Source organism: Sphingomonas kaistensis (genome assembly GCF_011927725.1).
Classification (GTDB): domain Bacteria; phylum Pseudomonadota; class Alphaproteobacteria; order Sphingomonadales; family Sphingomonadaceae; genus Sphingomicrobium; species Sphingomicrobium kaistense.
This window is the reverse complement of sequence record NZ_JAATJC010000001.1, coordinates 141,767-168,300: the sequence shown is the minus strand read 5'-3', so window position 1 is coordinate 168,300 and position 26,534 is coordinate 141,767. Positions and strand designations below refer to the sequence as shown.

General features: G+C 67.0%; 28 protein-coding genes. 16 read left to right on the top strand and 12 right to left on the bottom strand.

Translation table 11 applies throughout. From position 1 onward, the window contains the following. The first annotated feature begins 19 nt into the window (after window positions 1–19). The 3 genes from GGQ97_RS00820 (at window position 20) to GGQ97_RS00810 (ending at window position 2,311) form a co-directional block, all read left to right on the top strand. Window positions 20–973 (top strand): complex I NDUFA9 subunit family protein, encoded by a 954-nt coding sequence (locus tag GGQ97_RS00820; RefSeq protein WP_168067203.1) that lies wholly within the window; start codon window positions 20–22, stop codon window positions 971–973. Between the two features lie 6 nt (window positions 974–979). Then, complete coding sequence (locus GGQ97_RS00815; RefSeq protein ID WP_168067202.1) at window positions 980–1,780, top strand: undecaprenyl-diphosphate phosphatase; 801 nt, start codon at window positions 980–982, stop codon at window positions 1,778–1,780. A 75-nt stretch (window positions 1,781–1,855) separates the two neighbouring features. Next, window positions 1,856–2,311: a hypothetical protein gene (locus GGQ97_RS00810; RefSeq protein WP_168067201.1), complete on the top strand. Its 456-nt coding sequence runs from the start codon at window positions 1,856–1,858 to the stop codon at window positions 2,309–2,311. A gap of 79 nt (window positions 2,312–2,390) precedes the next feature. Here the strand turns inward: GGQ97_RS00810 and rplQ are convergent, their stop codons facing one another. The 4 genes from rplQ to rpsM all read right to left on the bottom strand — a co-directional run bounded on the left by rplQ (window position 2,391) and on the right by rpsM (window position 4,912). Then, window positions 2,391–2,816, bottom strand: a complete 426-nt coding sequence (rplQ, locus tag GGQ97_RS00805; protein ID WP_168067200.1) for a 50S ribosomal protein L17 — start codon at window positions 2,814–2,816, stop codon at window positions 2,391–2,393. Between the two features lie 110 nt (window positions 2,817–2,926). Further along, window positions 2,927–4,009 carry a DNA-directed RNA polymerase subunit alpha gene (locus tag GGQ97_RS00800; protein WP_168067199.1) on the bottom strand — a complete coding sequence of 361 codons (1,083 nt, stop codon included), beginning with the start codon at window positions 4,007–4,009 and terminating at the stop codon, window positions 2,927–2,929. Window positions 4,010–4,085: 76 nt separating this feature from the next. Beyond that, a complete protein-coding gene (gene rpsK, locus GGQ97_RS00795) occupies window positions 4,086–4,475 on the bottom strand; it encodes a 30S ribosomal protein S11 (protein WP_029941296.1) in 390 nt (129 codons plus the stop codon). A gap of 68 nt (window positions 4,476–4,543) precedes the next feature. Beyond that, complete coding sequence (rpsM, locus tag GGQ97_RS00790; protein WP_168067198.1) at window positions 4,544–4,912, bottom strand: 30S ribosomal protein S13; 369 nt, start codon at window positions 4,910–4,912, stop codon at window positions 4,544–4,546. A 225-nt stretch (window positions 4,913–5,137) separates the two neighbouring features. Between rpsM and GGQ97_RS00785 the strand changes: the two genes are divergently transcribed. From GGQ97_RS00785 to GGQ97_RS00760, 6 genes are read left to right on the top strand one after another with little or no spacing between them, the layout of a single operon-like run. Next, window positions 5,138–6,058 (top strand): bifunctional riboflavin kinase/FAD synthetase, encoded by a 921-nt coding sequence (locus GGQ97_RS00785; protein ID WP_168067197.1) that lies wholly within the window; start codon window positions 5,138–5,140, stop codon window positions 6,056–6,058. A gap of 27 nt (window positions 6,059–6,085) precedes the next feature. Beyond that, a complete protein-coding gene (gene ileS / locus GGQ97_RS00780) occupies window positions 6,086–8,983 on the top strand; it encodes an isoleucine--tRNA ligase (protein ID WP_168067196.1) in 2,898 nt (965 codons plus the stop codon). Window positions 8,984–9,015: 32 nt separating this feature from the next. Beyond that, window positions 9,016–9,486 carry a signal peptidase II gene (lspA, locus tag GGQ97_RS00775; RefSeq protein WP_168070574.1) on the top strand — a complete coding sequence of 157 codons (471 nt, stop codon included), beginning with the start codon at window positions 9,016–9,018 and terminating at the stop codon, window positions 9,484–9,486. Then, entirely contained in the window at window positions 9,479–9,898 is a 420-nt protein-coding gene (locus GGQ97_RS00770; RefSeq protein WP_168067195.1) for a DUF3035 domain-containing protein, read from the top strand. Before lspA ends, GGQ97_RS00770 begins: the two co-directional genes overlap by 8 nt. 25 nt (window positions 9,899–9,923) lie before the next feature. Further along, on the top strand, window positions 9,924–10,475 hold the full coding sequence (locus tag GGQ97_RS00765) for a winged helix-turn-helix domain-containing protein (RefSeq protein ID WP_168067194.1): 552 nt from the start codon (window positions 9,924–9,926) through the stop codon (window positions 10,473–10,475). Window positions 10,476–10,531: 56 nt separating this feature from the next. Next, window positions 10,532–10,888 (top strand): hypothetical protein, encoded by a 357-nt coding sequence (locus GGQ97_RS00760; RefSeq protein WP_168067193.1) that lies wholly within the window; start codon window positions 10,532–10,534, stop codon window positions 10,886–10,888. A gap of 4 nt (window positions 10,889–10,892) precedes the next feature. On the opposite strand, the gene GGQ97_RS00755 is transcribed toward GGQ97_RS00760, so the two are convergent. The 4 genes from GGQ97_RS00755 to GGQ97_RS00740 are packed head-to-tail and all read right to left on the bottom strand — an operon-like array spanning window position 10,893 to window position 15,363. Continuing rightward, entirely contained in the window at window positions 10,893–11,723 is an 831-nt protein-coding gene (locus GGQ97_RS00755; protein ID WP_168067192.1) for a sulfurtransferase, read from the bottom strand. After that, window positions 11,723–12,169: a preQ(1) synthase gene (gene queF / locus GGQ97_RS00750; protein WP_168067191.1), complete on the bottom strand. Its 447-nt coding sequence runs from the start codon at window positions 12,167–12,169 to the stop codon at window positions 11,723–11,725. The genes GGQ97_RS00755 and queF overlap by 1 nt, the downstream gene beginning before the upstream one ends. Next, window positions 12,166–14,151 carry an OPT family oligopeptide transporter gene (locus GGQ97_RS00745; RefSeq protein WP_168067190.1) on the bottom strand — a complete coding sequence of 662 codons (1,986 nt, stop codon included), beginning with the start codon at window positions 14,149–14,151 and terminating at the stop codon, window positions 12,166–12,168. Before GGQ97_RS00745 ends, queF begins: the two co-directional genes overlap by 4 nt. Window positions 14,152–14,154: 3 nt before the next feature. Beyond that, a complete protein-coding gene (locus tag GGQ97_RS00740) occupies window positions 14,155–15,363 on the bottom strand; it encodes a M20 metallopeptidase family protein (RefSeq protein ID WP_168067189.1) in 1,209 nt (402 codons plus the stop codon). A gap of 141 nt (window positions 15,364–15,504) precedes the next feature. Here GGQ97_RS00740 and GGQ97_RS00735 point away from each other — a divergent pair, with 141 nt between their 5' ends. After that, the gene (locus tag GGQ97_RS00735; protein ID WP_245197779.1) at window positions 15,505–17,664 is read left to right on the top strand and encodes a prolyl oligopeptidase family serine peptidase; all 2,160 of its coding nucleotides are present in this window, start codon (window positions 15,505–15,507) and stop codon (window positions 17,662–17,664) included. Between the two features lie 54 nt (window positions 17,665–17,718). Here GGQ97_RS00735 and GGQ97_RS00730 read toward each other — a convergent pair whose 3' ends face one another. Beyond that, entirely contained in the window at window positions 17,719–18,276 is a 558-nt protein-coding gene (locus GGQ97_RS00730; protein ID WP_245197777.1) for a L,D-transpeptidase family protein, read from the bottom strand. Between the two features lie 271 nt (window positions 18,277–18,547). On the opposite strand from GGQ97_RS00730, the gene GGQ97_RS00725 reads away from it, so the two are divergent. Continuing rightward, window positions 18,548–19,129 carry a hypothetical protein gene (locus GGQ97_RS00725; protein ID WP_168067046.1) on the top strand — a complete coding sequence of 194 codons (582 nt, stop codon included), beginning with the start codon at window positions 18,548–18,550 and terminating at the stop codon, window positions 19,127–19,129. Between the two features lie 95 nt (window positions 19,130–19,224). After that, complete coding sequence (gene guaA / locus GGQ97_RS00720; RefSeq protein WP_168067187.1) at window positions 19,225–20,778, top strand: glutamine-hydrolyzing GMP synthase; 1,554 nt, start codon at window positions 19,225–19,227, stop codon at window positions 20,776–20,778. Between the two features lie 119 nt (window positions 20,779–20,897). On the opposite strand, the gene GGQ97_RS00715 is transcribed toward guaA, so the two are convergent. Next, complete coding sequence (locus GGQ97_RS00715; protein ID WP_168070570.1) at window positions 20,898–21,797, bottom strand: DUF4394 domain-containing protein; 900 nt, start codon at window positions 21,795–21,797, stop codon at window positions 20,898–20,900. Window positions 21,798–21,985: 188 nt separating this feature from the next. Between GGQ97_RS00715 and GGQ97_RS00710 the strand changes: the two genes are divergently transcribed. Both GGQ97_RS00710 and GGQ97_RS00705 read left to right on the top strand, forming a co-directional pair. Then, on the top strand, window positions 21,986–23,572 hold the full coding sequence (locus GGQ97_RS00710; protein ID WP_168067186.1) for an FAD-dependent oxidoreductase: 1,587 nt from the start codon (window positions 21,986–21,988) through the stop codon (window positions 23,570–23,572). Window positions 23,573–23,640: 68 nt separating this feature from the next. Continuing rightward, window positions 23,641–24,219 carry a L,D-transpeptidase family protein gene (locus GGQ97_RS00705; protein ID WP_168067185.1) on the top strand — a complete coding sequence of 193 codons (579 nt, stop codon included), beginning with the start codon at window positions 23,641–23,643 and terminating at the stop codon, window positions 24,217–24,219. Here the strand turns inward: GGQ97_RS00705 and GGQ97_RS00700 are convergent. Continuing rightward, window positions 24,216–24,593, bottom strand: coding sequence for a SpoIIAA family protein (locus GGQ97_RS00700; RefSeq protein WP_168067184.1), 378 nt, complete (start codon window positions 24,591–24,593; stop codon window positions 24,216–24,218). The genes GGQ97_RS00705 and GGQ97_RS00700 overlap by 4 nt on opposite strands. Window positions 24,594–24,666: 73 nt before the next feature. On the opposite strand from GGQ97_RS00700, the gene GGQ97_RS00695 reads away from it, so the two are divergent. Both GGQ97_RS00695 and GGQ97_RS00690 read left to right on the top strand, forming a co-directional pair. Next, window positions 24,667–25,254: a ferric reductase-like transmembrane domain-containing protein gene (locus tag GGQ97_RS00695; protein ID WP_168067183.1), complete on the top strand. Its 588-nt coding sequence runs from the start codon at window positions 24,667–24,669 to the stop codon at window positions 25,252–25,254. Continuing rightward, a complete protein-coding gene (locus GGQ97_RS00690; RefSeq protein ID WP_168067182.1) occupies window positions 25,254–25,553 on the top strand; it encodes a PepSY domain-containing protein in 300 nt (99 codons plus the stop codon). The genes GGQ97_RS00695 and GGQ97_RS00690 overlap by 1 nt, the downstream gene beginning before the upstream one ends. Here GGQ97_RS00690 and GGQ97_RS00685 read toward each other — a convergent pair. Then, window positions 25,550–26,449 (bottom strand): hypothetical protein, encoded by a 900-nt coding sequence (locus tag GGQ97_RS00685; protein ID WP_168067181.1) that lies wholly within the window; start codon window positions 26,447–26,449, stop codon window positions 25,550–25,552. The two genes, GGQ97_RS00690 and GGQ97_RS00685, sit on opposite strands and share 4 nt — an antisense overlap. Window positions 26,450–26,534: the final 85 nt, after the last annotated feature.

Below are 26,534 nucleotides of genomic sequence, written 5' to 3'. Positions count from 1 at the left end.
GCGCGGCTAGGGCGAGGGCATGACGGCGAGCGACTGGCAAGAGCGTATCATCACGGTTTTCGGCGGCGGCGGCTTTATCGGCCTTTACGTCTGCGAAGCCCTGTTCAAGACCGGCGTCCGGGTCCGGGTCGCCCAGCGCACCCCCCGCAACGCCTTCTTCCTGCAGCCGCTGGCGGCGGTCGGGCAGCTCGACCTGGTGCGCACCGATCTCACCCGTCCGGACAGCCTCGCGGCGGCGGTCGAGGGCGCGTGGGGGGTGATCAACCTGGTCGGCGCCTTCGACGGCAAGCTTGGCGCGGTCCACGCCGACGCCCCGGGGCGGATCGCGGAACTCGCCGCGGAGAATGGCGCCGCCAGCCTGGTCCATGTGTCGGCGATCGGCGTGTCGAGCGATAGCGCTTCCTTCTATTCACGGACCAAGGCCGAAGGCGAAGGAAATGTCCGTTCGGCGTTCCCCGCCGCCACCATCATCCGCCCCAGCGTCGTGTTCGGCCAGGAAGACCAGTTCACCAACCGCTTCGCGGGGATGAGCCGCCTGCCGGTGGTGCCGGTGCTGGGTGGCAGCACCCGCTTCCAGCCGATCTTCGTCCGCGACCTCGGGGCAGCGATCGCCAAGGCCGCGCAGGAGCCGGGGCGCTTCGCCGGCCAGACCTTCGAGCTCGGCGGGCCCGACGTCCTCACCATGCACGAGCTGAACCGGGTCATCGCCCAGGCCGCTGGGCGCAATCCGGGCCTCGTTGACCTGCCGAACTTCGTCGGGGACGCGATGAGCCGGCTCGGCTTTCTGCCCGGCGCGCCGATCACCCGCGACCAGTGGATCATGCTGCAGAAGGACAATGTCGCGACCGGACCCGGCCTCGACGCCTTCGGCATCCAGCCGACCCCGCTTGCCGCCGTCGCGCCCGAGTGGCTCGATCGCTTCAACGAAGGCGGCCGCTTCGCCAACCGTCGCGCCCAGGCCAAGGCCGGCTAAGCCTCGATGCCCGTTCTCTGGCTGGTCATCATCCTCGGCATCGTCGAGGGTCTCACCGAATATCTGCCGGTTTCCTCGACCGGGCACCTGATCCTGGCGACCGAGCTGCTCGGTTTCCGGGCCGAGGATTGGGAAGCGTTCAACGTCGCGATCCAGCCGGGGGCGATCTTCGCCATCGTGGTGCTCTACTGGCGGACCTTCTGGGACGTCTTCACCGGGCTGTTCCGCAAGGACGCCGGTGCCTGGCGCTTCGTCCGCAACCTGGTGGTCGCCTGCGTTCCGGCGGTGGTGCTTGCGCTGCTGTTCGGCGATCACATCGAGAAGCTGCTCGGCAACGCCGTGGTGGTGTGCTGGGCGCTGATCATCGGCGGCGCGGTGATCCTGATCCTGGAGAAAGTTGTTCGCCCGAAGGAATGCAACGGCGTCCAGAACCTGTCGCTGCGGCAGTCGGCGCTGATCGGCGCGGTCCAGTGCCTGGCGATGGTCCCGGGCGTCAGCCGTTCGGGTGCGACCATCCTTGGCGCAATGGCGCTTGGTGTCGACCGCAAGACCGCGGCGGAGTTCAGCTTCTTCCTGGCGATGCCGACCCTGTCCGGCGCCACGGCCTATTATCTGTTCAAGCATCACGACCGGATCGCGCCCGACATGGTCGGCAACATCCTGATCGGCAGCCTAGTCAGCTTCGTGGTCGCGATCGTGGTGGTGAAACTGTTTGTCGGCTTCGTCACCCGTTACGGATTTGCGCCGTTCGCCTGGTATCGCATCGTCGCGGGCGGGGCCGCGCTGGCCTGGCTGACGCTTCGCTGAACCGTTGTTCAGGCAGGCTTAGGGCTAAGCTGCTATAGCTTCGGCGGATTCGCTTCACAGCCGAGGACAAAGTTCATGCGTAAAATCCTCCCGCTCGCCCTGTTCGCCGCACTGGCGAGCCCGGCGTCCGCCCAGGTCAATCCGCGTCCGCCCGAGCCGCCGCGCTATTCGGACCCGGGCTATGCCCAGCTTCCGCCCGAGATCGCCAACGGCGGCGCGGTCGACCAGATCGGCAACATGGTCGGCGCGGTGACACGCGCGCTGCTCGACCTCCCGGTGGGTGAGCTCGAGGCGGCGGTGGAGAACCGCCCGGTGACCCGCCAGGACCGCCAGCGCACCGTTCGTTCGGTGACCGGTACCGACGAGCGCGACGTCACTGCCGGGATCGAGCAGAGCAAGGGCGCGGTGGTTGCCGGCGGCCGGGCGATGGCCCGCACCCTGCCGGTCATCCGCGAGGCGCTGAACAAGGCCGGCGAGGAGATCGAGCGGGCCACCGCCAACGTGCCGCAGCCGGGCTACCCGCGCCGCTGATCATCGCCGCAGGGCAAAAGAAAAGGGCCGCTCCGGGGTGTCCGGGGCGGCCCTTTCCGTTTGTGCTGTGCGCTACCGCTCAGGCGGCGAGCTGATCGTCCTCGTCGTCGATCATCACCGGGCCGCTGTCCTGGCCCTTGGCCGAAACGTCGCGGTCGACGAATTCGATGATCGCCATCTGCGCGGCGTCAGACATGCGGATGCCGGCCTTGACCACGCGGCAGTAACCACCGCTGCGGCCGGCGTAGCGCTCGGCCAGGACGTCGAACAGCTTCACCAGCTGCGCGTCGTCGAGCAAGCGGGCGTGCGCCAGACGGCGGTTCGAAAGACCACCCTTCTTGGCGAGCGTGATCAGCTTCTCGGTGTAGGGACGCAGTTCCTTCGCCTTGGCGAGGGTGGTGGTGATCTGCTCATGCTTGATGAGCGCAGCCGCCATGTTGCGGAACATGGCCGCGCGGTGGGCCGAGGTCCGCTGCAGCTTACGATGGCCAACGCGATGTCGCATGTGTTCTTCCTTTGTCGTTCGTCAGGACCCCGTTCGAGGTAGGTCCAGCCAGGCGGTGAATAGGGCACCGCCCTTACCCTTTTGCCCCGGCCGAAGCCGGGGCGGGAGCCTTAGCCGAGCATTTCCTGCTCGAGCTTCTTGGCCATCTCTTCGATGTTCTCCGGCGGCCAGCCAGGGATGTCCATGCCGAGGCGCAGGCCCATCGAGGCAAGGACTTCCTTGATCTCGTTGAGGCTCTTGCGGCCGAAGTTCGGCGTGCGGAGCATCTCGGCCTCGGTCTTCTGGACCAGGTCGCCGATGTAGATGATGTTGTCGTTCTTGAGGCAGTTGGCCGAACGGACCGACAGCTCGAGCTCGTCCACCTTCTTGAGAAGGTAGCGGTTGAGCTGGTTGGTGTCGGTGGTCTCCGGCACCGCACCGCCGGCCATCGGAGCGGCCGGGGCTGCCTGGCCGATCATCGGCGAGGCGGCGCGATAACTCTGGTCGTCGAAGCCGACGAACAGGGCGAGCTGGTCCTGCAGGATGCGCGCGGCATAGCCGACCGCTTCCTCGGGGCTGACGGTGCCGTCGGTCTCGACGGTCAGGGTCAGCTTGTCATAGTCCAGTTCCTGGCCGACGCGGGTGTTTTCCACCTTGTAGGCGACCTGGCGGACCGGGCTGTACAGCGAGTCGATCGGGATCAGGCCGATCGGCGCGTCGAGCGGGCGGTTGTTGGCGGCGGCCACATAGCCCTTACCCACGTCCGCGGTCAGTTCCATGTTGAGCGTCGCACCCTGGTCGAGGTGGCAGATCACCAGCTCGGGGTTGGTGATCTCGATGTCGCCCGAGGTCTGGATCTGGCCGGCGGTGACCGGGCCCGGACCGGTGGCGGTCAGGTGGAGGCGCTTGGGGCCTTCGCCTTCGAACTTCAGCGCGACCTGCTTGGTGTTGAGGACGATGTCGGTGACGTCCTCGCGAACCCCGGCGAGGCTCGAGAATTCATGCAACACGCCTTCGATCTTGATCGAGGTGATCGCGGCGCCCTGGAGGCTGGAGAGCAGCACGCGGCGCAGCGAGTTACCGAGCGTCATGCCGAAGCCGCGCTCCAGCGGCTCGGCCACGAACACGGCCTTGCGGCGGGCATCGCCACCGACCTTGCGCTCCAGCGCGTTGGGCTTCTTCAGTTCCTGCCAGTTCTTTGCGTTGACGGCCATTTGTCTTCCTTGGCAGCGGGGGCCGCGTCCGGCCCCCTGGAGTATCGGGTGGGTACGAGAAAGGTCGAAGCGCCGGTTAGACGCGGCGACGCTTGCTCGGACGGACGCCGTTGTGCGGGATCGGGGTCACGTCGCGGATCGAGGTGATCTGGAAACCGACCGCCTGGAGGGCGCGAAGCGCGCTTTCGCGGCCCGAACCCGGTCCCTTGACCTCGACCTCGAGGGTGCGGACGCCGTGGTCGGCAGCCTTGCGGCCGGCATCCTCGGCCGCGACCTGCGCGGCGTAGGGGGTCGACTTGCGGCTGCCCTTGAAGCCCATCATGCCGGCGCTCGACCAGGCAATCGCATTGCCCTGCGCGTCGGTGATGGTGATCATGGTGTTGTTGAAGCTCGCATTCACGTGGGCAACGCCCGCCGAGATGTTCTTGCGCTCGCGGCGCCGAAGGCGCTGAGGTTCGCGTGCCATATCCTACTATCCTTATCCATTCGTCCCGAGCGTTGCTCGAAGGACGTGAAGCTGAAGCGAGAAGAAGATTACTTCTTCTTGCCCGCGATCGGCTTGGCCTTGCCCTTGCGGGTGCGCGCATTGGTGTGCGTGCGCTGGCCGCGGACCGGCAGGCCCTTGCGGTGGCGCAGGCCACGGTAGCAGGCGAGGTCCATCAGCCGCTTGATGTTCATCGCGGTCTCACGACGGAGGTCACCCTCAACCGTGTGATCGGCGTCGATCGCTTCGCGGATCTGCAGGACTTCCTGGTCCGACAGGTCCTGAACGCGACGCTCGGAAGCGATGTTCAGCTTGGTGGCGATTTCCTTGGCCTTGGTGCGACCAATGCCGTGGATGTAGGTCAGCGCGATTTCGACGCGCTTGTTGGTGGGGATGTTGACCCCGGCGATACGTGCCATGAAGGTGCGTTCTTCCTCTGGTTAGCTCCACGGGTCAGCGGTCATGCCAACCCATCTCGTCGCTTGCACCCCGCATTCCAGTCCAGACTAACGCCAAAACGGCGGACGCAACGAGAGCGCCGCCGGGACCGGAGGAACGGGATGGGTGCCAGATATGCTGCGGGTGCGAGAGAGTCAACGGCTCACTAGCGGTGCGGGCCAGTCTCTTCTACACAGCCGGCCAAGATGCAACGCCTCCTCCTGGCCGACGGCATTCCGGACCGCTTCCGGGGCAGTGTCGTGGCCCTTGGCAATTTCGATGGCTTCCATCTCGGCCACCAGGCGGTGGTCGGGCGCGCGGTGGCGCGGGCGGCGCATGAAAGGCGCCCCGCGGTGGTCGCGACCTTCGACCCCCACCCGGTGCGCTTCTTCAAGCCCGACGCGGCGCCGTTCCGGCTGACCAGCCTCGACCAGCGCGAGGCCCTGTTCGCCGGGGCCGGGGCCGACGCCATGCTGGTGTTCGATTTCGGGGCCGCGCTGGCCGCCACCAGCGCCGAGGATTTCGTCGCCCTGCTCGCCCGCGACGTCGGCGCGGCGGCGGTGGTCACCGGCGAGGACTTCACCTTCGGCGCCCGGCGCGGCGGCAATGCGATGGTGCTGCGCGAGCTCGGCGCCGCCCACGGCCTTGCCGCCGAAGCGGTGGCGCCGGTCGCGCTGGGGGATGAACCGGTCAGCTCGAGCCGTATCCGCCAGGCCCTGACGGCGGGCGATCCGGGCACCGCCACCCGCTTGCTGACCCGCCCGTTCGCGATCCGCGGAATCGTCCAGCATGGCGACAAGCGCGGGCGGGAAATGGGCTATCCCACCGCCAACCTGACGCTTGGCGACTACCAGCGCCCCGCCTACGGCATCTACGCGGTGCGGGCGCGACTGGCCGACGGGACCGAGGTGGCGGGGGTCGCCAACGTCGGCGTGCGCCCGACCTTCGAGCCGCCGGTCGAGCTGCTGGAAACCTATCTGTTCGACTGGTCGGGCGACCTCTACGGGCAGGAGATCGAGGTCGCGCTGCACCATTTCCTCCGCCCCGAGCGCCGCTTCGACAGCATGGATGCGCTGGCCGCGCAGATGCGCAGCGACGAGGCCGAGGCGCGGCGGTTGCTGCTGTAAGCGCGCGCCGCTAGAGCCGCGCGCGACATGTCCGACGAGACCCCAGAGAAGCGCGACTATCGCGACACCGTATTCCTGCCCAAGACCGGCTTCCCGATGAAGGCCGGCCTGCCGCAGAAGGAGCCGGCGTTCCTTGCCCGCTGGAAGGAGGCCGACCTCTACGGCCAGCTCCGCGCAGCCCGCGAAGGCCGGAGCAAGTTCATCCTCCACGACGGCCCGCCCTACGCCAACGGCGACATCCACATCGGCCACGTCCTCAACAAGACACTGAAGGACCTCGTCGTCCGCACCCAGACGCTGATGGGCAAGGACGCGCCCTACGTGCCCGGCTGGGACTGCCACGGCCTCCCGATCGAGTGGAAGGTCGAGGAGCAGTATCGCAAGAAGAAGCGCAACAAGGACGAGGTCCCGCCGGCCGAGTTCCGCGCCGAATGCCGCGCCTACGCCCAGCATTGGGTCGACGTGCAGCGCGAGCAGTTCCAGCGGCTCGGCATCCTCGGTCAGTGGGACAAGCCCTATCTGACGATGAGTTTCGAGGCTGAAGCGACCATCGTCGGCGAGCTGTGCAAGGTCGCCGAGAGCGGCCAGCTCTACCGCGGCGCCAAGCCGGTGATGTGGAGCCCGGTCGAAAAGACCGCGCTGGCCGAAGCCGAGATCGAATATGAGGACGTGACCTCGACCCAGATCGACGTCGCGTTCGAGATCGTCGAGAGCCCGGTGCCCGAGCTGGTCGGCGCCGAGGCAGTCGTCTGGACCACCACGCCGTGGACCATCCCGGTCAACCAGGCGATCGCGTTCGGCGAAGGCATCGATTACGAAGTCATCGAATGGGGTTTCCCGGTCCGCCGCTACCTGGTTGCGTCCGACCTCAAGAATGCGCTGATCAAGCGTCTCAGCGAAACGCTGGACAAGGACGATGACGCGCCAGTCGCTGACTTTCCGCCCGAATTCCACGAGGCCTTCCTCGCCGAGCTCGAGCGTCAGGAACGGGAGAATCCGCCGCCGCCGCCGGCCACCTGGCGCGGCGAGCAGCTGGCCGGCACGGTCGCCCGCCACCCGATGCACCAGCTCGGCGGCTTCTTCGCCAAGCCGCGCCCGCTGATCGCGGCGCCGCATGTCACTACCGACGCCGGCACCGGCCTCGTCCACATGGCGCCCGACCATGGCGAAGAGGATTTCGAGGCGTGCAAGGCGGTTGGCATCGACCCCGTGTTCGCGGTCGAGGGCGACGGCAAGTATCGCGAGGACTGGCTGTGGCTGGGCGGGCAGGGCTCGGTCATCAACCCGAAGTTCAACGGTCCCGAAGGCCCGATCCTCACCGACCTGCGCGAAGCCGGGGCGCTGCTGAGCGCGGGCGACTTCCGCCACAGCTATCCCCATTCATGGCGCTCCAAGGCGCGCGTTATCTACCGCTGCACCCCGCAATGGTTCGTCGGCATGGACCGTCCGATCGAGGGCGGCACCACGCTGCGCCAGCGCGCCCTGTCCGAGATCGAGCGCGTCCGCTTCGTCCCCGACAAGGGCCGCAACCGCATCGGCTCGATGGTCGAAGGCCGTCCTGACTGGGTGCTCAGCCGTCAGCGCGCGTGGGGCGTGCCGATCACCCTCTTCGTCGACCGCAAGAGCGGCAAGTATCTGGTCGACCCGGAGGTAAACGCCCGCATCGTCGCCGCCGTCCGTGAAAAGGGCGTCGACGCCTGGACCGAGGAAGGCGCCGTCCAGCACTTCCTGGGTGAGGGCCGCAACCCTGACGATTACGAACAGGTCACCGACATCCTCGATGTCTGGTTCGACAGCGGCTGCACCCATGTCTTCACGCTGGAAAGTGGCCACTGGCCCGAGCAGCGCTGGCCCGCCGACCTCTACCTCGAAGGCTCCGACCAGCATCGCGGCTGGTTCCAGTCCTCGCTTCTGGAAAGCTGCGCGACCCGCGGCCGGGCGCCCTACGACACGGTGCTGACCCACGGCTTCACCATGGATTCCAAGGGCATGAAGATGTCCAAGAGCCTTGGGAACACGGTCAACCCGCTCGACCTCATGAAGGAAACCGGGGCCGACATCCTGCGCCTGTGGGTCGCGTCGGTCGATTTCACCGAAGACCATCGCATCGGCAAGGAAATCCTCGCCGGCGTGTCGGACGCTTATCGCAAGATCCGCAACACTTTCCGCTATCTGCTGGGCGCGCTGGAAGGGTATGAGGAAGCCGAGCGAGTCACCGACGTCGCCGAGATGCCCGAGCTAGAGCGCTACATGGCGGCGCTGCTGAGCAAGCTCGACGAGGAACTGCAGGCGGCGGTCGAGGCGTATGACTTCAACGGCTACGCCCGCGCGCTGACCGACTTCTGCAACAACGACTTGTCGGCCTTCTACTTCGATATCCGCAAGGATTGCCTTTATTGCGACGCGCCCGGCGACCCCAAGCGCCGCGCTTATCGCAGCATGCTGGACACGATGTTCCATGCGCTGGTGCGCTGGTTCGCCCCGATCCTGGTGTTCACCACCGAGGAAGTGTGGGCGACCCGTTATCCGGACGCGCAGTCGGTCCACCTCAGCGACTGGCCGGAACTGCCCGACGCCGCCGACCGCCGCCTGCTCGACATCTGGTCGACCTATCGCGCCTTGCGTGAGCAGGTCACCGCCGAGATCGAGCCGATGCGCCGCGAAAAGACCATCGGCTCGAGCCTCGAGGCCAAGGTGGCGATCGGTCTGCCCGACACCGCCGACCGTCCGATGCTGTCGGCCGACGAACTGGCCGAGCTGTTCATCGTCTCCGAAGTGCTGCTCGACACCGGCACCGTGGTCGAGGGGCCGGCGGTGGTCGCGCACCGCACCGATTATCACAAGTGTGGCCGCTGCTGGCGGCATCTTCCCGAAGTCGGGGAAGACGGCGACCTGTGCGCCCGTTGCGAAGAGGTGGTGGCGTGAAGGGCAAGACCGGATTTGCGCTGGCCGGCGCGATGTTCGTCCTCGACCAGTTCACCAAGTGGCTGGTGGCGGGGCCGCTCGGCCTGACCGAATTGGGGCAGAACATCCACCTGCTGCCGTTCTTCGACCTTACCCGGGTCCACAATCGCGGCATCTCGCTCGGCCTGCTGACCGCGGGGTCGGAGAATGCGCGCTGGCTGCTGGTGGCGATGACCGCGGTGATCGCCGGGGTGGTGGCCTGGTGGCTGACCCGCGAGGAGCAGCGCGGCGACCAGCTGGCGCTCGGCCTCGTGCTGGGCGGGGCGCTCGGCAACATCGTCGACCGCGCCCGCCTTGGATACGTATTCGACTTCCTCGACCTTCACATCGGCGAGTTTCGTCCGTTCCTGGTCTTCAATGTCGCCGACGCATGCATTAGCATCGGCGTCGTGATCCTGATATTGCGCGCCTTCCTGGTCCGCGAGCCCAAGCCTTCGATGACGAAAGAGCCTGACAATGCGTAAGCAGCTTTCCCTACTCACCATCCTCGGGACGGGCCTTGCCCTGTCCGGCTGCGCCCTGTTTGGCGGCGGCGGGAGTGGCGGCACCAAGCTCGACGAATTCCGTGTCGCCCGCAACGCGCCGTTGGTGATCCCGCCCGACTACAGCTTGACGCCGCCGCGTCCGGGCACCGCCAGCCTGACCGCCGAGGGCGCCCAGACCCAGGCGGTCCAGGCACTGTTCGGCGGCCCCGCGCCGCGCTCGTCGAGCGAAACCGGCCTGCTTGAAAAGGCCGGTGCCGATCGCGCCGCGCTGGGCGCCCGCTCGGTGGCTGGAAGCCCCGACACGGCGGTGGTCGACAAGGGTGCGCTGACGCAGACCATCCTGTCCGCGCCGGCCGGTGACGGGCAGACCGCGTCGGTGCAGACGCCGTAAGCAAGACGATAGGGACGGGGGACGAATGGCAGACGATACGATTTCCGCCCGGCTGGTCGAGGTCGAGGCTTTGCTGGAGAAGTCGCGCAAGCGCTTCGAGGAAGGGACCAAGTTCGCCGACGAGGCGCACGCCATGGTGTCCGAGCTTCAGCAGCAGCTGATCGGCGCGCCGGTCAATCTCGGTGCGCGCGACGATGCCGACGATGTCGCTTCCAAGCTCCTCGCAAGCCTCAAGGCGCAGGGCTCCGAGCTTCCGCCGACCCTGTGCGGCGGGCGGATGGCGGTCGACCAGGTCCAGCGCCTGATTCGCATCGACGGTCACCCGATCGCGATCACCGAGATGGAATATCGCGTGCTCGAATTGCTGGCTTTCGCACGCAACAACGTGGTGACCCGCACGATGCTGCTGAAGCATCTCTATCGCCGGGCCGACGACCAGCCGCAGCCCAAGATCATCGACGTCTTCATCTCCAAGCTGCGCAAGAAATTGCGCATGTCGAGCGGCGGGGCCGAGTTCATCGAAACCATTCCGCAGCGCGGCTGGATCCTGCGCGACCTGGAGGCCAGCCCGGCCTGACCTAGGGTCGAGCGGGATTCACCTCTTCTCAACCATGCGGCTTTACTTCGAGTCGCATGATCCATTTCCAGCCCGAACAAACCGGCCAGGCGGCGCCTTATGCCGATGCGGTCAATCGTCTGCGCAGTGTCCGCAAGGCGCTTGGCCTGGTCGAGATGTTCGAGGGCCGGCCTAAGCGTGATCTCGACGACATCACCTTCGAGGCGCTGCTTCCGCTTGCCTCGCCAGCGCAACAGGCTTGCGCAGACCAGCGTGCGATCGGGGCAGCAGGCGCGGCCGCAGCCGGTATCGAGGCGCTGATCGGCGCCGACGGCGCGGGCGAGACCACCCATCCGGCGGCGCTGCAGGTGCTGGGCGAAACGCTGCGCCGTGACCTTGCCGGTATCGAAGCCCTATTCGCGGGCCGGGCCTGACCCGCTAGCCGCGTTCCTTCGGCGTCAACGGATCGGCGCCCCATTCACTCCAGCTTCCATCGTAAAGCCGGGAATCGCGGTTGCCGAGAAGGTGGGCGGCGAAGATCAGGCTGTTGGCCGTCACTCCCGACCCGCAGCTGGCGACGAACGGCCGCTCGGGGTCGATTCCGTGCTGGACAAACAACTGGCGAAGTTCGTGCGGCGGGCGGAAGCGGCCGTCGGCGTCGTAGAGCGCGCTCATTGGTAGGTTGCGGGATCCCGGTATGTGGCCGGGCTCGAGGCCCGGACGGGGCTCGGGACCGGTGCCGGCGAAACGCTCGGGCGAGCGCGCGTCGGCGATGGTCATGCCTGTTCCGCGCAGCAGGTCGCCCTTGCTGACCACGGCCTCGGGACGGGGAACGCGAGCCTCGAACCGGGCAGGGCGCGCGGTCGGCGGCTCGGCACTGACAGGCTGGCCTTCCGCGATCCAGCAGTTGAGCCCGCCATCGAGGATCGCAACCCGCTCTGCGCCGAAATGACGGAGGGTGAACCAGGCGCGGGCGGAGGTATGGATGGCGCTGTCGTCGTAGATCACGATTCGGTCGTCGGAGCCGACACCAAGTGCCTCCATCGCCGCAGCGAATTCGCCGGCTGGAGGCAGCATGTGCGGGCTGGTGGCGGAGGTGTCGGCCAGCGCGGCGATGTCGAAGAAGCGGGCGCCCGGAATATGACGGCGGGCGAAGTCGGCACGGGCGTCACGCCTGGCATCGGGCAGGTGCCAGCTGGCATCGAGCACCACGACGTCGGCAGCGCCCTTGCTCGCCGCCAGCCAGGAGACCGAAACCAGCGCGTCCATCATCCTCTCCCGCGATAGCTCGCAACGCCCTGATCCGGCACCCAAAGGCCCTCCGGCGGCGCACCCGACTGCCAGAAGACGTCGATCGGAATGCCGCCGCGCGGATACCAGTAGCCGCCGATCCGCAGCCACCTGGGCTTCATCTCGTCGAACAGCCGCTGGCCGATTCCGACCGTCACATCCTCGTGGAAGCCGCAATGGTTGCGGAACGAGCCGAGGAACAGTTTGAGGCTCTTCGATTCGACGATGGTTTCGCCCGGCGCATAATCGAGCACGAGATGCGCGAAATCGGGCTGCCCGGTGACCGGGCAGAGCGAGGTGAACTCGGGCGCGGCGAAGCGAACGAGGTAGAGGCTGCCGGCCCGCGGGTTGGGCACGTAATCGAGCGCTGCTTCTTCAGGAGAGGCGGGGAGGCCCGTGTTCTGGCCGAGATATTTGGGGGTCATCGATAGGTCGCTTCGTCGGGAATGCCCGGCTCGCTCGGCACCGTAGGAAGGGTCGCGGCGCTGCGCCGGGTGGAATGGTAGAGGAACAGCACGGCCGACACGAAGGCCGCGATGCTGAGGAGGACGCTCGGCTCGAACCCGTCGGGGAACAGGCTGAGCGGCGTGTCGTCGTCGGTCGCCGCCACCGCGCCGGCGAAGGCGACGCCGAACAGGCTTTCGCCGACGATCAGGCCGGTTGCCATCAGCACGCCGAGCCGCTCCTTGACCTCATAATTGCCGGAGCGCTCGGCCCAGCGATTGTAGAGGTGGCCGAGCAGCGCGCCGATCGGGATCAGCAGGGTCAGCGCCATCGGCAGGTAGATGCCCATGCCGACCGCGAGCGGGGGCAGGCTGCGCTTGCCGGTGCGGCGGAGCAGTTCGTCGATGACGATCACCACCGCGCCGATGCCGGCACCGATGCCGATCAGGTCCCAGCGCAGGTTTCCGCCCAGCACACCCTGCGCGATGGCGGAGATGAGTGCGGCCTGCGGCGCAGCAAGTGCGTTTTCGCCCGCGCCCGGCGCGCCCTGGAAACCGAAGGCGCCGTTCAGCAGGTCGAGGATCGGCGGGATGACCAGCGCGCCGAACAGCACGCCCAGCACCAGCGCGACCTGCTGCCGCCACGGCGTCGCGCCGACCAGCTGACCGGTCTTGAGGTCCTGCAGATTGTCGTTGGAGATGGTGGCGATGCCGAACACCACCGCGGTCACGAACAGCGCAAAGGCGACCAGCGTCTGGGTCATTTGGGGCGTCAGGTCGCCCCCGAACAGGGCGGCGAGGATCAGGCTGATGCCCAGCACGGCAAGGATCCCGACGCCGGAGATCGGACTGTTCGACGCGCCGATCAGGCCCGCCATGTAACCGCAGACCGAGGCGATGATGATTCCGGCGACGAGGATGTAGGCGAGGCTGAAGCCGATCAGCGCGGCGACGTGAGTGTGGAGGTCGGTGCCGCTGACGAAATAGGCCAGCAGTCCGGCAATCGGCAGCATCAGCAGCAAAATCGAGATACCGATCAGCTTGATCGGGATGTCGCGTTCGGTCAGCGGCAGGCTTTCCTGTCCCCCGCCTTCACGCTGCCGGCTGGCGGCGAGCGCCCCGGAAATACCGCGTCCAATCGCGGGCAGGATCTTGAGCAGGGTCCAGATCGCCGCGACGCCGATGGTCCCGGCGCCGATGAACCGCACTTCAGAGCGAAAGATCGCGCCGACATGGTCGCCAAGCTCGACCCCGGCCGCGGCGGGGGTGAGGGCGGTGAGCCACGGCACCAGCACGCCCCAGCTGATCACCAGCCCGACCACCATCGCGATTCCGACGCCGAGCCCGACGAGGTGACCGACACCGATCAGCGCGAGGCTGAGGCTGCCTGACAAGGTGGTGCCGCCGGCCCCGACCGAGACGGTCCGCGCGGCCTCGGCGGTGACCAGCTTCAACTGGGTGGCGAGGGCGTAACCAGCGCTGACCAGCGACGAGAGGATGATCGCGCCGAGCCCCTTGCGGTTCTCCTCCGCGCCGCCGACTCCCGCGCCGACCTTGAGCACTTCGGCGGCCGCCACACCTTCCGGGTAGGGAAGGTCGCTACCCGTTACGAGGGCGCGGCGCAGGGGCACCGAATACATGACGCCCAGCACGCCGCCTATCGCGATCACCGCGACCGACAGCCAATAGGGGAAGCCCGTCCACCAGCCGATCATCACCAGGCCCGGCAGGACGAAGATGATCGCGCTCAGCGTGCCCGCCGCCGAGGCGATGGTCTGGACGATGTTGTTTTCCTGAATGGTGGTGTCGCGAAACGCCTTCAGCACCGCCATCGAGATCACCGCGGCCGGGATGCTGGTCGCAAAGGTCAGGCCGATCTTGAGCCCGAGATAGACGTTGGCGGCCGTGAACAGCAGGGTCAGGACCGCGCCGAGCAGGATCCCGCGGAGCGTTAGTTCGCGCATGGCTTACTCCCAGCCGCGTGCCAGGAAGCGGGTCGCGAAGGCGCAATGCAGCGCGACCCCGCGGCTTAGCCACTGTTCCTCCAGCGTCATCTGCGCGTGGTGGAGTGAGGGGCGGCTCTCGGGATCCTTGTGACCCTCCGGCGCGACGCCGAGAAAGGCCATGCAGCCCGGGATCTTCTGCAGGACATAAGCGAAATCTTCGCCGCCCATGATCGGGCTGCCCATCTCCTCGAAGCTGCCTTCGCCGAACAGGTCGGTGCTGAGCGCCTCGACCATGGTCACCGCGCGCGGATCGTTGCGGGTGGCTGGGTAGCCATGGTCGATGCGGACCTCGGCGGTGCAGCCGTGGGTCGCGGCGACGCTCTTCAGGATATGCTCGAAGGCGGTGCGTCCGGCGTCGCGGCGCATGTCGGAAAGGGTGCGCAATGTCCCCTTCAACTCCACCGTCTCCGGGATGATGTTGTAGGCGGTGCCTGCCTGGATCTGGGTGATCGAGATCACCGCCGCATCGAAGAAGGGGACCGCCCGGGCGATCCACTGCTGCAGGGCGCCGACCGCTTCGCAGGCGACCGGGATCGGGTCGACCGCCTGGTAGGGCATTGCGGCATGGCCACCGCGGCCACGGATGGTGGCGTTGAGGGCATCGGTGGACGCAAGCAGCGCGCCCGCGCGGCTGGTCACTTGGCCACCCTTAAGCGTCGGCCAGATGTGCAGCGCGAAGGCCCCGTCGGGCGCTGGATCGTCGAGCAGCCCGTCCTCGATCATGAAGCGGGCGCCGTGAAAGCCTTCCTCGCCGGGCTGGAACATGAAGACGACCGTGCCCTCGAGGCTCGCCTGCTGCGCGCTGAGGATGCGCGCGGCGGTCGACAGCATCGCCGAGTGGGTGTCGTGGCCGCAGGCGTGCATGTGGCCCGCCGTCTTGCTGGCGAAGTCGAGCCCGGTTTCCTCGTGTATGGGAAGCGCGTCCATGTCGCCGCGCAGCAGAACGGTACGGCCCGCGCGGGCGCCGCGAAGGATGGCGACGAAGCCACTGGTGCTCTTCGAGTCGCGTATCTCGAGCGGCAGGCCTTCGAGCGAGGCCTTCAACTTCGCGCTGGTGCGGGTGCAATGGAGGCCGATCTCGGGATCGGCATGGATCGCGCGGCGGAGCGCGACCATGGCTTCGAACTCGGCCTCGGCGGCGGCGTGGAAGTCGGTGTTGACGAGGGTCATGCCCATCGGGATGCGACGGTTTGGGGCGAGAGGCAAGCCGCCAGCGGCTAAGGCCCGGCTTGCCTCTCCCATGTGCCCTGCTAGCAAGGCGTCATCTCGTTTTCGTCCTGAAGGTCCCCCATGCGCAAGAGCTTGATTCTGATGACGCTTCCGATCGCCGCCTGCTCGACCACCCCGCCCGCCGGACCGCTCCCCGCGCCGCCGCAGGCCGAGGCTCCGGCCGTCGTCGAGGCGGCTCCGGCTCAGGCCTCGCTGACCTATCCGCAGACCACCCGCGGCGACGTGGTCGAAACCCAGTTCGGGACCGCGGTCGCCGACCCCTATCGCTGGCTGGAGAATGACGTTCGCAAGGACCCGGCGGTTGCGACCTGGGTGGCCGAACAGAACAAGGTGACCGACGCCTTCCTCGACACGCTGCCGGGGCGGGACATCCTCAAGAAGAGGATGACCGAGCTCTACAATTACGAGCGCGTCGGGACCCCGACCAAGAAGGGCACCCGCTATTTCTACCAGCGGAACGCGGGCCTTCAGAACCAGTCGCCGCTGTACGTGCGCGACAGCGTCAACGGGCCCGAGCGGCTGCTGATCGATCCCAACACCTTCAGCACCGACGGCGCCACCGCGCTGGCCGAATGGGTGCCCAGCGAGGATGGCCGCTACCTGCTCTACGCGATCCAGGACGGCGGATCGGACTGGCGCACGCTCAAGGTGCTCGACGTCGCCACCGGCAAGGTCGTCGCGGACGAGATCAAGTGGGTGAAATTCTCCGGCCTGAGCTGGTCCAAGGACAATCGCGGCTTCTTTTATTCGCGTTTCCCCGAGAGCCGCGAAGGGCAGGACTTCCAGTCGCTGAACAAGAACCAGGCGGTCTACTACCACCGCCTCGGCACCGCTCAGAGCGCCGACCGGCTGATGTTCGACCGGCCGGACAAGCCCGAACTCAGCAACACGGCGACCGTCAGCGACGACGGGTCGACCCTGGTCGTCACCTCGTCGAGCGGCACCGACGAGCGCTACGAGGTGACCCTGGTCGACTGGCAGAAGGCCAAGCCGACCCGCCGCGTGCTGATCCCGGGCTTCACCCACGATTACAGCTACATCGGCAATCGCGGATCGACCTATTACTTCCAGACCAACGACGGCGCGCCGCGGCTCAAGGTCGTCGCGATCGACGTCAATGCCCCCCGCGCCAACAAGCGGACCATCGTGCCCGAACAGGCCGAAACGCTGAGCGGGTCGAGCCTGGTCGGCGGCAAGCTCATCACTTCCTACCTCAAGGATGCCGCGACCGAAGTGCGGGTGCACAGCCTGACGGGTGCGCGCGAGCGGGTGATCGAGCTTCCGGGCCTGGGTACCGCCGGCGGCTTTTCGGGCGACCTCGACGATCCCGAAACCTTTTTCGCGTTCACCAGCTTCAACCGGCCGACCACCGTCTATCGCTATGACGTCAGGTCCAACGCAAGCACTGCCTGGTTCAGCCCCAAGCTGCTGTTCAATCCCGACGACTTCACCGTCGAGCAGCGCTTCTTCGCGTCCAAGGACGGAACCCGGGTGCCGATGTTCATCGTCCGCAAGAAGGGCCTGACCGGGCCGGCGCCGACGTTGCTCTATGCCTATGGCGGGTTCAACGTCTCGCTGACGCCAAGCTTCTCGGCGACCCGCCTGGCATGGCTGGAGCAGGGCGGCGCCTACGTCCTCGCCAACATCCGTGGCGGCGGCGAATATGGCAAGGCGTGGCACGATGCCGGGCGCCTGGCGAACAAGCAGAATGTGTTCGACGACTTCATCGGCGCGGGCGAGGCGCTGATCGCGCAGGGCATCACACCCAAGGGCGGTCTCGCGGTGCAGGGCGGCTCCAACGGCGGCCTGCTGATCGGCGCGGTGGTCAACCAGCGCCCCGACCTGTTCGCCGCGGTCAATCCGGCGGTGGGCGTGATGGACATGCTGCGCTTCGACCGCTTCACCGCGGGGCGCTACTGGGTCGACGATTATGGCTACCCCAATAAGGAAGCCGATTTCCGCACCCTGCTGGCCTATTCGCCCTACCACAACGTCAAGGCGAACGTCGGTTATCCGGCGATCCTGGTCACCACCGCCGACACCGACGATCGCGTCGTTCCGGGGCACAGCTTCAAGTATGTCGCAGCGCTGCAGCATGCGCACCCGACCGGCGCTCCGCAGCTGATCCGGATCGAAACCCGCGCCGGCCACGGTTCGGGCAAGCCGACCGACAAGATCATCGAGGAAGCCAGCGACGTCACCGCGTTCATGGCGCGGTTCACGGGACTGGCGATCAAGTAAGGGTCAGACGGTCGGTCGGCGAGGGCAGGGGAGCACCCTCGCCGACCGAAGTCGTCAGCCGATCACCACCCGGTCGCCGACCTGGGTCATCGCGAACAGCTTGGCGGCGAACGCCGACGGCAGGCGGACGCAGCCGTGGCTGGCCGGGCGGCCCGGATTGGCACCGGCGTGCAGCGCGATGCCATATTGGTCGAGGCGCTGCATGAAGGGCATGGGCGCGTTGTCGTACTTGCGGCTGTGATGCATCCGCTTCTTCTCGAGGATCGGAAAGATGCCCGGGGGCGTGTCCTTGCCCGGCTTGCCGCTGGAGATGGTCGACACCCCGATCAGCTCACCAGCGCGATACACATAGGCGTGCTGGTCCTCGAGGCTGATCACCACTTCGACATTGCCGTCGGTCGGGGCACCGGCGGCCCACCAGAAACCGCCCGGCTTGAGCGGCTTTGCGGCGATCACCGGTTCGGCATGGTCGCGCGCGGCGGCCACTGCGGCGGAAGCTGCCATCAATGCGGCCGGGCTTTCGTCTGGCCCGAGCGAGGACGAAGAAGCGGCGGCGCAAGGGGTCGCCACCGCGACGGCAATGGCTGCCGCCAAGGTTGCTAGGCGTTTCATTTTTCATGACTCCGTTTGATCGTAAAAACACGTGGCAACGGAGAGAGGTTCCGACGAAGAGCGGAAGCGGAACGAACTTTTTTGCTTTGTCAATCGCGCAGACAAAAAAAGTGCACGAAGATTTTTCCCGGATTTCCGGGAAGCGCGACGGCCGGCGGTAAGAAAAGTGAACCGCGGCAAACGGCCCATTCAGAGATGATGCAGCGCGAATCGTTCAAAAGCGTTGCAACAGGCGAAGAACCGCTTGGAATGAAAATAGGAGGCAGTGGCCATGAAGGCTGTTTCAAAGATCCTGACGGGTGCGGCCGCGGTTGCGGCGATCTCGATCGGTGCGGCGGCCCCGGCCGCAGCGCAATATTATCCCGGTTACGGCGGCTACGGCGGCGGCGGGCTTGGTGACGTGATCACCGGCGCGGTGCTGAACTCGATCCTGCGTGGCCAGAATCCGTATGGCTACAACCAGTATTACGGCGTCAACACTTACGACCAGGAGCGCGTCGCGGTCCAGCAGTGCGCTGCGGCAACCGAACAGCGTCTCAATGGTCGCTACGCCGGCGGCAACCAGTATGGCGGATACAATCCTTACGCCTATAATCAGGGCACGGTGTATCGCGTCGCCCAGATCGACCGAGTGAACCGTACCCGCAACGGCAACATGCGGGTCTACGGCCTGGCGACCAATGCCGCCTACCAGGGCAATTACGGCCAGCCCTATTACGGCGGCTACAACCAGCCTTACGGTGGCTACAATCAGCCCTACGGCGGTTATAACCAGGTCCGCGGCAACTTCCGCTTCGACTGCAAGTTCGATCGCAGCGGGCGGATCACCGACCTCAAGGTCAGCCGCGCCTAACCGCTGACCCGTCCGCCGCGGTGGACAGGAGGGCGCCGGAGCCATAGGGCTTCGGCGCCTTTTCCTATGTCCCGCGAACGGAGCCAAGCCGCCCCATGCAACCGGCCGAAACCCTGCTCATCATCGACTTCGGCAGCCAGGTGACCCAGCTCATCGCCCGCCGCATCCGCGAGGCCGGGGTCTATTGCGAGATTGCCCCGTTCAACGCGGCCGAGGAAGCCTTTGAGCGCCTCTCCCCCAAAGGCATCATCTTTTCGGGCGGCCCGTCGTCGGTAACCTGGGAGGACAGCCCGCGCGCGCCCCAGGCGCTGTTCGACAGCGGCCTGCCCCTGCTCGGTATCTGCTACGGCCAGCAGACCTTGCATCAGCAACTGGGCGGCAAGGTCGTCACGTCCGATCAGAAGGAATTCGGGCGCGCCTTCATTGAGGTATTGGCACCGTCAGCCTTGTTCGACGGCCTGTGGGAGGTAGGTGAGCGGCACCAGGTGTGGATGAGCCACGGCGACCGGGTCGAAAGCCTTGCCGAGGGTTTTTCGGTGGTCGCCGCCTCCGAAGGCGCGCCGTTTGCGATCGCCACCGACGAGGAGCGCCGCCGCTACAGCCTGATGTTCCACCCCGAGGTGGTCCACACCCCCGACGGCGGAAAGCTGCTGGCGAACTTCGCGCGGCATATCTGCGGCTGCTCGGGCGAATGGTCGATGGCCGCCTATCGCGACCAGAAGATTGCCGACATCCGCGCCCAGGTCGGCTCCGGCCGGGTCATTTGCGGGCTGTCGGGCGGGGTCGACAGCGCGGTCGCCGCGGTCCTGATCCACGAAGCGATCGGCGAGCAATTGACCTGCGTGTTCGTCGACCACGGCCTGATGCGCACGGCGGAAGCCGACCAGGTCGTCTCGCTGTTCCGCGGGCATTACAACATCCCGCTGGTCCATGTGCGCGCCGAGGAGCTGTTCCTTTCGGGGCTGGCCGGCCTCACCGATCCCGAGGCGAAGCGCAAGTTCATCGGCAAGACCTTCATCGAGGTGTTCGAGGCGGAGGCGGCCAAGATCGGTGGGGCCGATTTCCTGGCCCAGGGGACGCTCTACCCGGACGTTATAGAAAGCGTCAGCTTCACCGGCGGGCCGTCGGTGACGATCAAGAGCCACCACAATGTCGGCGGGCTGCCCGAGCGGATGAACATGAAGCTGGTCGAGCCCTTGCGCGAACTGTTCAAGGACGAGGTGCGCGAACTCGGGGTCGAACTGGGCCTGCCACCGGCGTTCGTCGGCCGCCATCCCTTCCCGGGGCCGGGCCTCGCCATCCGTATCCCGGGCGAAGTCACTAGGGAGAAGTGCGACATCCTGCGCAAGGCGGACTCGATCTACCTCGAGGAGATCCGGAGCGCCGGGCTGTACGACGCGATCTGGCAGGCCTTTGCGGTGTTGCTGCCGGTCCGCACCGTCGGCGTGATGGGCGATGCGCGTACTTACGACAGCGTCTGCGCCCTGCGCGCGGTGACCAGCGTCGATGGCATGACCGCCGACGTCTATCCGTTCAGTTCTGAGTTCCTGAGCCGGGTCGCGACCCGCATCGTCAACGAGGTGGGGGGCATCAACCGGGTGGTCTACGATTACACCTCGAAGCCGCCTGGCACGATCGAGTGGGAGTGACGCCGGAGGCCCGGAGCGTCGGCGAATGATGTCGCCGGAGTTCGTGACCAAAGGCCGATGAGCGAACCCGCAGGTGCAGGGGGACGGACCTGCGGGTTCGCTACCTTTGGCCGGGCCGGTTAGGCCTGAAGCGCAAGCCTGGCCGTGGCGGAGCGGCGGCGGCGCAGGGACGCACCGACGACCGCAAAGCCGAGCAGCATCATCGCCCAGGTGCCGGGCTCGGGAACCGGAGCAACCGAGATGCCGATCAGGCTTCCCGCGCCGATGGTCCCGATGCGGGTCGCCGCGCCGGTATTGAAGTCGACGCTGTAGAAGCCGTCATTGAGATTGAAGAAGCCGGCCCCGGTCGCGCCCGAAATGTCGAACCCGAGCAGGTCGGCGGTGGAGAACGACACGCCGAGCGGCCCGAACAGGCCGCCATTGAGGTTGGTGTTGACGTAGGTCCCGGCGTTGGCATTGGTCGACCGGACCAAGGCGTCAGTGAAGGCGTCGAGGCCGTAGAGCGTGGTGGTGGTCGCTCCGAACACGCTGTTGGTGTAGGCGGCGCCGATCAGGTCGATGTTGCTGGTGCCGTTCAGCGTCAGCACGCCGTCCACCGTCACCGCCGGCGGTGTCACGGTCTGGTTGACCCGCAGGTTCTGGTTGGTGTCGCTGGTGACGCGGATGCGATCCACGGTCGGATTGAAGTCGAAGCCGAATGAGCTGCCATCGGGGGCGGTCGTCAGCGCGCCGAGGTTGGTTGCCGTGTAGGTGCCGCCGCTGGCGGTCAGCCGGTACAGGTTGCCGTTGGTGCCGAGCGCGTAAAGCTGGCCGTCGTTGGGACGATAGTCGATGCCGCGCAGCGACACGCCCGTGCCGAGCCCGGTGATGGTGCTGGTCGAGGTGATCGTGCCGGGAGTGGCCGAATCGAAGGTCACGATGGTCCCCGCACCGGTCAGTCCGACCACCGTTTCCGCCGAAGCGGGGGCGGCGGCGAGCGATGCGGCGATCAACAGGGAAGCGGCACAGGCGTTTCGCATGGACAGTCCTTTCTCGGCACCGTGACGTTCGGCACGGGTGAACGATTGGTTAACGGAAATTAACTACGCACGGCGTTGAGCGGCGGATGCAGCGGCCCGCGAAGCTTTTTCGCTGAACCGACGAAGCGTTGCGTTCCGATGTTGGATCGAGTGCTGGCGCAAGCCGCCCGGACCATTACATTGCACCGATGGATTCAATCGGCGACGATCTCGAGACCATGGCCCCGCGCCCGTTCGCGGACGACCAGATGGCGGCGATCCGGGCCCATGCGACCGCTCGCAGCTATCGCGCCGGGGAGGTCGTCCTCGATGCCGGCGCACCACAGGATCGCTTCGTGCTGGTCGAGGAAGGCGAGATCGAGGTCGCCGATCCGATCACCGGGGAGCGATTTCGCGACGCGTCGCTCGGTCCTGGCCAGTTCATGGGCGAATTGGCGTTCCTCAACGGCGGACCGATGACGCTGACCATGCGGGCTGCGGTCGAGACCCGCACGATCGAAGTCCCGCGTGCCGCCATGCTGCGGCTGATGAGCGACGTGCCGGAGATCGGCGACCACATCCTCACCGTCTTCGCCGCCCGCCGCCGCCGGATCTTCGAGGAAGGCGACAGCAGCATCATCGTGTCGGGGTCCGCGCACGATCCCGCCATTGCCAGGGTCGCCAGCTTCCTCAGCCGCAACCGCCTGCCGTTCCGCGAGCTCGCCGAGGGAGCGCCGGGGGTCAGCATCAATGGCATCGAGCTGGCCGAGCCAACCCCGCGGCTGGTCGCCCGCCACTTCGGGCTCGACCTCAAGGCCCGGCCGGGCGAATCGCTCGACCTCATCATCGTCGGGGCGGGGCCGGCCGGGGTCGCCGCCGCCGTCTATGCCGGATCCGAAGGCCTGAGGGCGCTGGTGGTCGAGGATAATGCGATCGGCGGGCAGGCGGGGACCAGCAGCCGGATCGAGAATTACATGGGCTTCCCGACCGGCATTTCGGGCGCCGACCTGACGTTCCGCGGCCAGATCCAGGCGATGAAGTTCGGCACCTGCTTCGCCATGCCGCGCCGGGTCGAGGCGCTGGAGCAGCGCGACGGCGGCTTTTGCGTCACGCTCGACGATGGCGAGGAGTTGTGCACCAGCGCGGTGCTGGTGGCGACCGGGGTCCAGTATCGCCGCCTGCCGATCGAGCGGCTGGAGAGCTTCGAAGGCGCCGGCATCTACTATGCCGCGACCGAGATGGAAGCGCGCTTCTGCCAGAATACCGAGGCGATCGTGGTGGGCGGCGGCAACAGCGCGGGCCAAGCCGCCATGTACCTGTCGCGGGTGGCGCGGAAGGTGCACGTGCTGGTGCGCGGCGCGGGCCTTGCCGAGACGATGAGCGCCTATCTGCGCGAGCGGCTGGAAGCGGACCCGCGGATCGAGATCCACACCGGCAGCCGGCTTGCGGGGCTCGACGGCAACGATCACCTCGAAGCGGTCACGGTCGCCGGCCCCGACGGCGAGTGGACCGTCGGCTGCCGAGCCCTGTTCATCATGATCGGCGCCGCGCCGAACACCGGCTGGCTGTCGGGCCTTGTCGAACTCGACCGCGCGGGCTTCGTCCGGACCGGCCGCGAGGTCGGCGGAGGCAGCAGCTTTGCCACATCCTGCCCGGGCATCTTCGCGGTGGGCGATGTCCGCTCCGGTTCGGTCAAGCGCGTCGCCTCCAGCGTCGGCGAAGGGTCGGTCGTGGTCAGCGCGATCTGGAGCCACGTCAACGCGCCGCCGCCGGCGGAAACCGGGATCGGCGGCTAGGGACCCGCGATTAAATCCCGGGTTACCGGGGACTTGACGCCATTCCGCCATTTGCCATGGCAAGGCCCATGAACCGCGCCTCCGCCCTTCGCCTGACACCCCTCGCGCTTGCCGTTGCGCTTCTTGCTGGATGCGCCACCGCGCCGGTGAAGGTCGCGGAAGCGCCGCGCCCGGTGCCAGCGGCCCAGCTGCCCTATGAATGGACCAACGGCCACGCGCCCAAGGCGACCCAGCAGGCCAAGGAATTGTTCGGTTCGATCGCGCTGCGGCCTGGCCAGTATCACTGGGCCGCGACCATCCCCGACGCGCCGGCCAAGGTGGTGATCGACCGGATGCAGCAGCTGATGTTCGTCTACAAGGGCGACACATTGGTCGGGGTCAGCACCATCTCGTCGGGCAAGAAGGGCAAGGAAACCCCGCTCGGCTACTGGAAGGTGTTCCGCAAGCAGGTGAAGGGCTTCAGCCGCAAGTATGACAATGCGCCGATGCCCTACATGCAGATGTACGACGAGATGGGCATCGCCTTCCACGGTGGTGCGCTGCCCGGCTACCCCGCCAGCCACGGCTGCGTTCGCCTGCCGATCGAATTTGCCAAGAAGCTCTATCCGCTGACCCAGATGGGCACCGAGGTCGTGATCGAGGGTTAGGCCTCGCGGCCGCCTTCGACCCATGCCAGGGCGGCATCGCGCTCGTCCGGCATGAAGACACGGTAGGCGATGAAGGGGAGCATCATGCTCTCGAGCCTGGTCCCGGCCCGGATCCACGCCTGGTCCGAGACAACCGCTACCCGGCCGAAGCGATCGAGCTTGCCGAGCAACGGCATGGCGCGGGCGACGTACGAGGGCAGGGCGGTCAGCTGGAGGCCATGAATCGCCTTCGTCTCGACGAACAGGTGGACCTTGCCCGTACCCTCCATCAACGGGTCGAGGCGGTCCATGACCGTGTCGAGATCGGCGCCGGTGATGTCGCCTACGATGGTCAGGGCAAGCACGTCTCGCCGCGAGTCATGGATCGTCAGCATCCCGCGACTGTAGCAGACCCGCCCAGCTTGAATTGCTATTGCGAAGCGTTCTCAACTGAACTAGCAAGCTCGCGTGTCTTTCCACGGCAAGCATCTGGTCTGGGCGATCCTCGCCGCGCCGCTCGCGATCGCAGTGGTGCGCTTCGCCGCGACGCCCGACGCCTATCCCGATGATCTTCTCCATCCGACCGGCGAATGGTCCGCCAGGTTCATCATCGCGGCGCTGATGGTCACGCCATTGCGGCAGCTCTGGCCGCAGGCGCGGGCGGTCCGCTTCCTTGCCCGTCACCGCCGTGCGCTCGGCGTCGCGGGCTTCCTCTACGCGCTGTCGCACACCGTGGCCTACGTCCTCGACATGGGATCGCTTGCCGACATGCTGGCGGAGATCGGTGCGCCGTCGATCTGGACCGGCTGGGCGGCGCTGCTGATTCTCGTGCCGCTCGGCCTCACCAGCAACGATGCGGCGATGCGTGCGCTGCGCGGCTGGTGGAAGCGGCTGCAGCGGCTCGCCTATCCCGCCGCCATCCTGACCCTCGTCCACTGGGCGCTGGTCCACGACGGCCTTGCCGCCGCCCTCCTCCATTTCGTGCCGCTCGCCCTGCTCCAGGCCGTGCGGGTGGCGCGTCTGTTGTCCCCACCCTCACCACGGAGTCTTGCCTGATGCGTATCCTGCTTCTTACCGCCGCCGTCGCCCTGTCGGCCATCGTCGCCACTCCCGCCGCCGCCACCGGCAAGATGAAGTGCGACGCCCCGCAGAAGAGCTGGAAGAGCATGGCCAGCCTCGAATCGAAGCTGAAGAAGGACGGCTGGGAAGTCCGCAAGTCCAAGGTCGATGGCGGCTGCTACGAGGTCTATGGGACCGATCCGCAGGGCCGCCGGGTCGAGGCCTATTTCCACCCGGTCAGCTTCAAGATGCTGCTGAGCAGCCGCCGCGGCGAGGTGCTCTACAAGGCGAACTAAGGGGCGAGCAGGGGGCGCAGCGTCAACGCCAGCTGCGCCTCCACCCCCAACAGGTCGCGCTTGGCGGGCAGGCGGGTCACGAACAGCTGCCACATCCCCGCCGGCCGTTCCGCGCTGCGCCCGATACGGCATTCGTGCACCACCGGTCCCCCGATCACGTCGCCGTCCAGCAGCCGGGCCATCGCCTTCCTGAGCGCGCAGTCTTCCTGCGGATCGGCAAGCCGCACGGCCAATCCCGCAAGCCTGAGGCCACACGGGGCGTCGAACATCGCTTCGGCCGTTTCGGTCATCGCCACGAGCCTTCCGTGGCGGTCGAGCAGCAGCGTCATCTCGCCGCTGTCCGCAAGCCCCGCCAGCATATCCTCGCCGCGGGCCTGGCCGAGCGCGATCTCGACCCGGACCGCGCGATGGGCCTGGCGGGCGACCCGGGCGAAGACGTCGATCAGGTCGGGAGAGCAGGGTCCGTCGCGGCTCGACCGAAGCACGGCAAGCCCGACCAGGCCGCCATCGGGGTCGAGCATCAGCGGCGACTGGCACCCGAACGGCAGGTCGAGGTCGCTGACCGCATCGTCATAGAAATCGGTAGGGTTGGCGCTGCGATAGGCGGCATAGTGCCGCTCGAACTGGATCGAGCGGGCGACCCCGGTGGAGCAATTGATGCGCCAGTTCTCCGGTCCGTAGAGCTGCGGATTGACCAGGTGGCCCCGCGGATCGTGGCGTTCCTCGCTGAAGAAGTTGAAGCTGAGGGTCGGGCCCATGCCGCCGCCGCACAGCTGGGTGACGGCGCTCCCGGTCGCGTACGACAGGCGCCGCAGGGCCGTCCGCCAGCCGTCAGCCTCGAAGGGGGCGTTGAGGAACGCCAGCTCCGCTTCTCGCACTGACCGATCCACGATCATGTCGGATTCCCCGCCAAGCTAAATTCGGCGGTGGAGATGTCAGCGTATTCGTCGGGTTTGTCCAGTGCCGCGGCGTCGGGCGGGT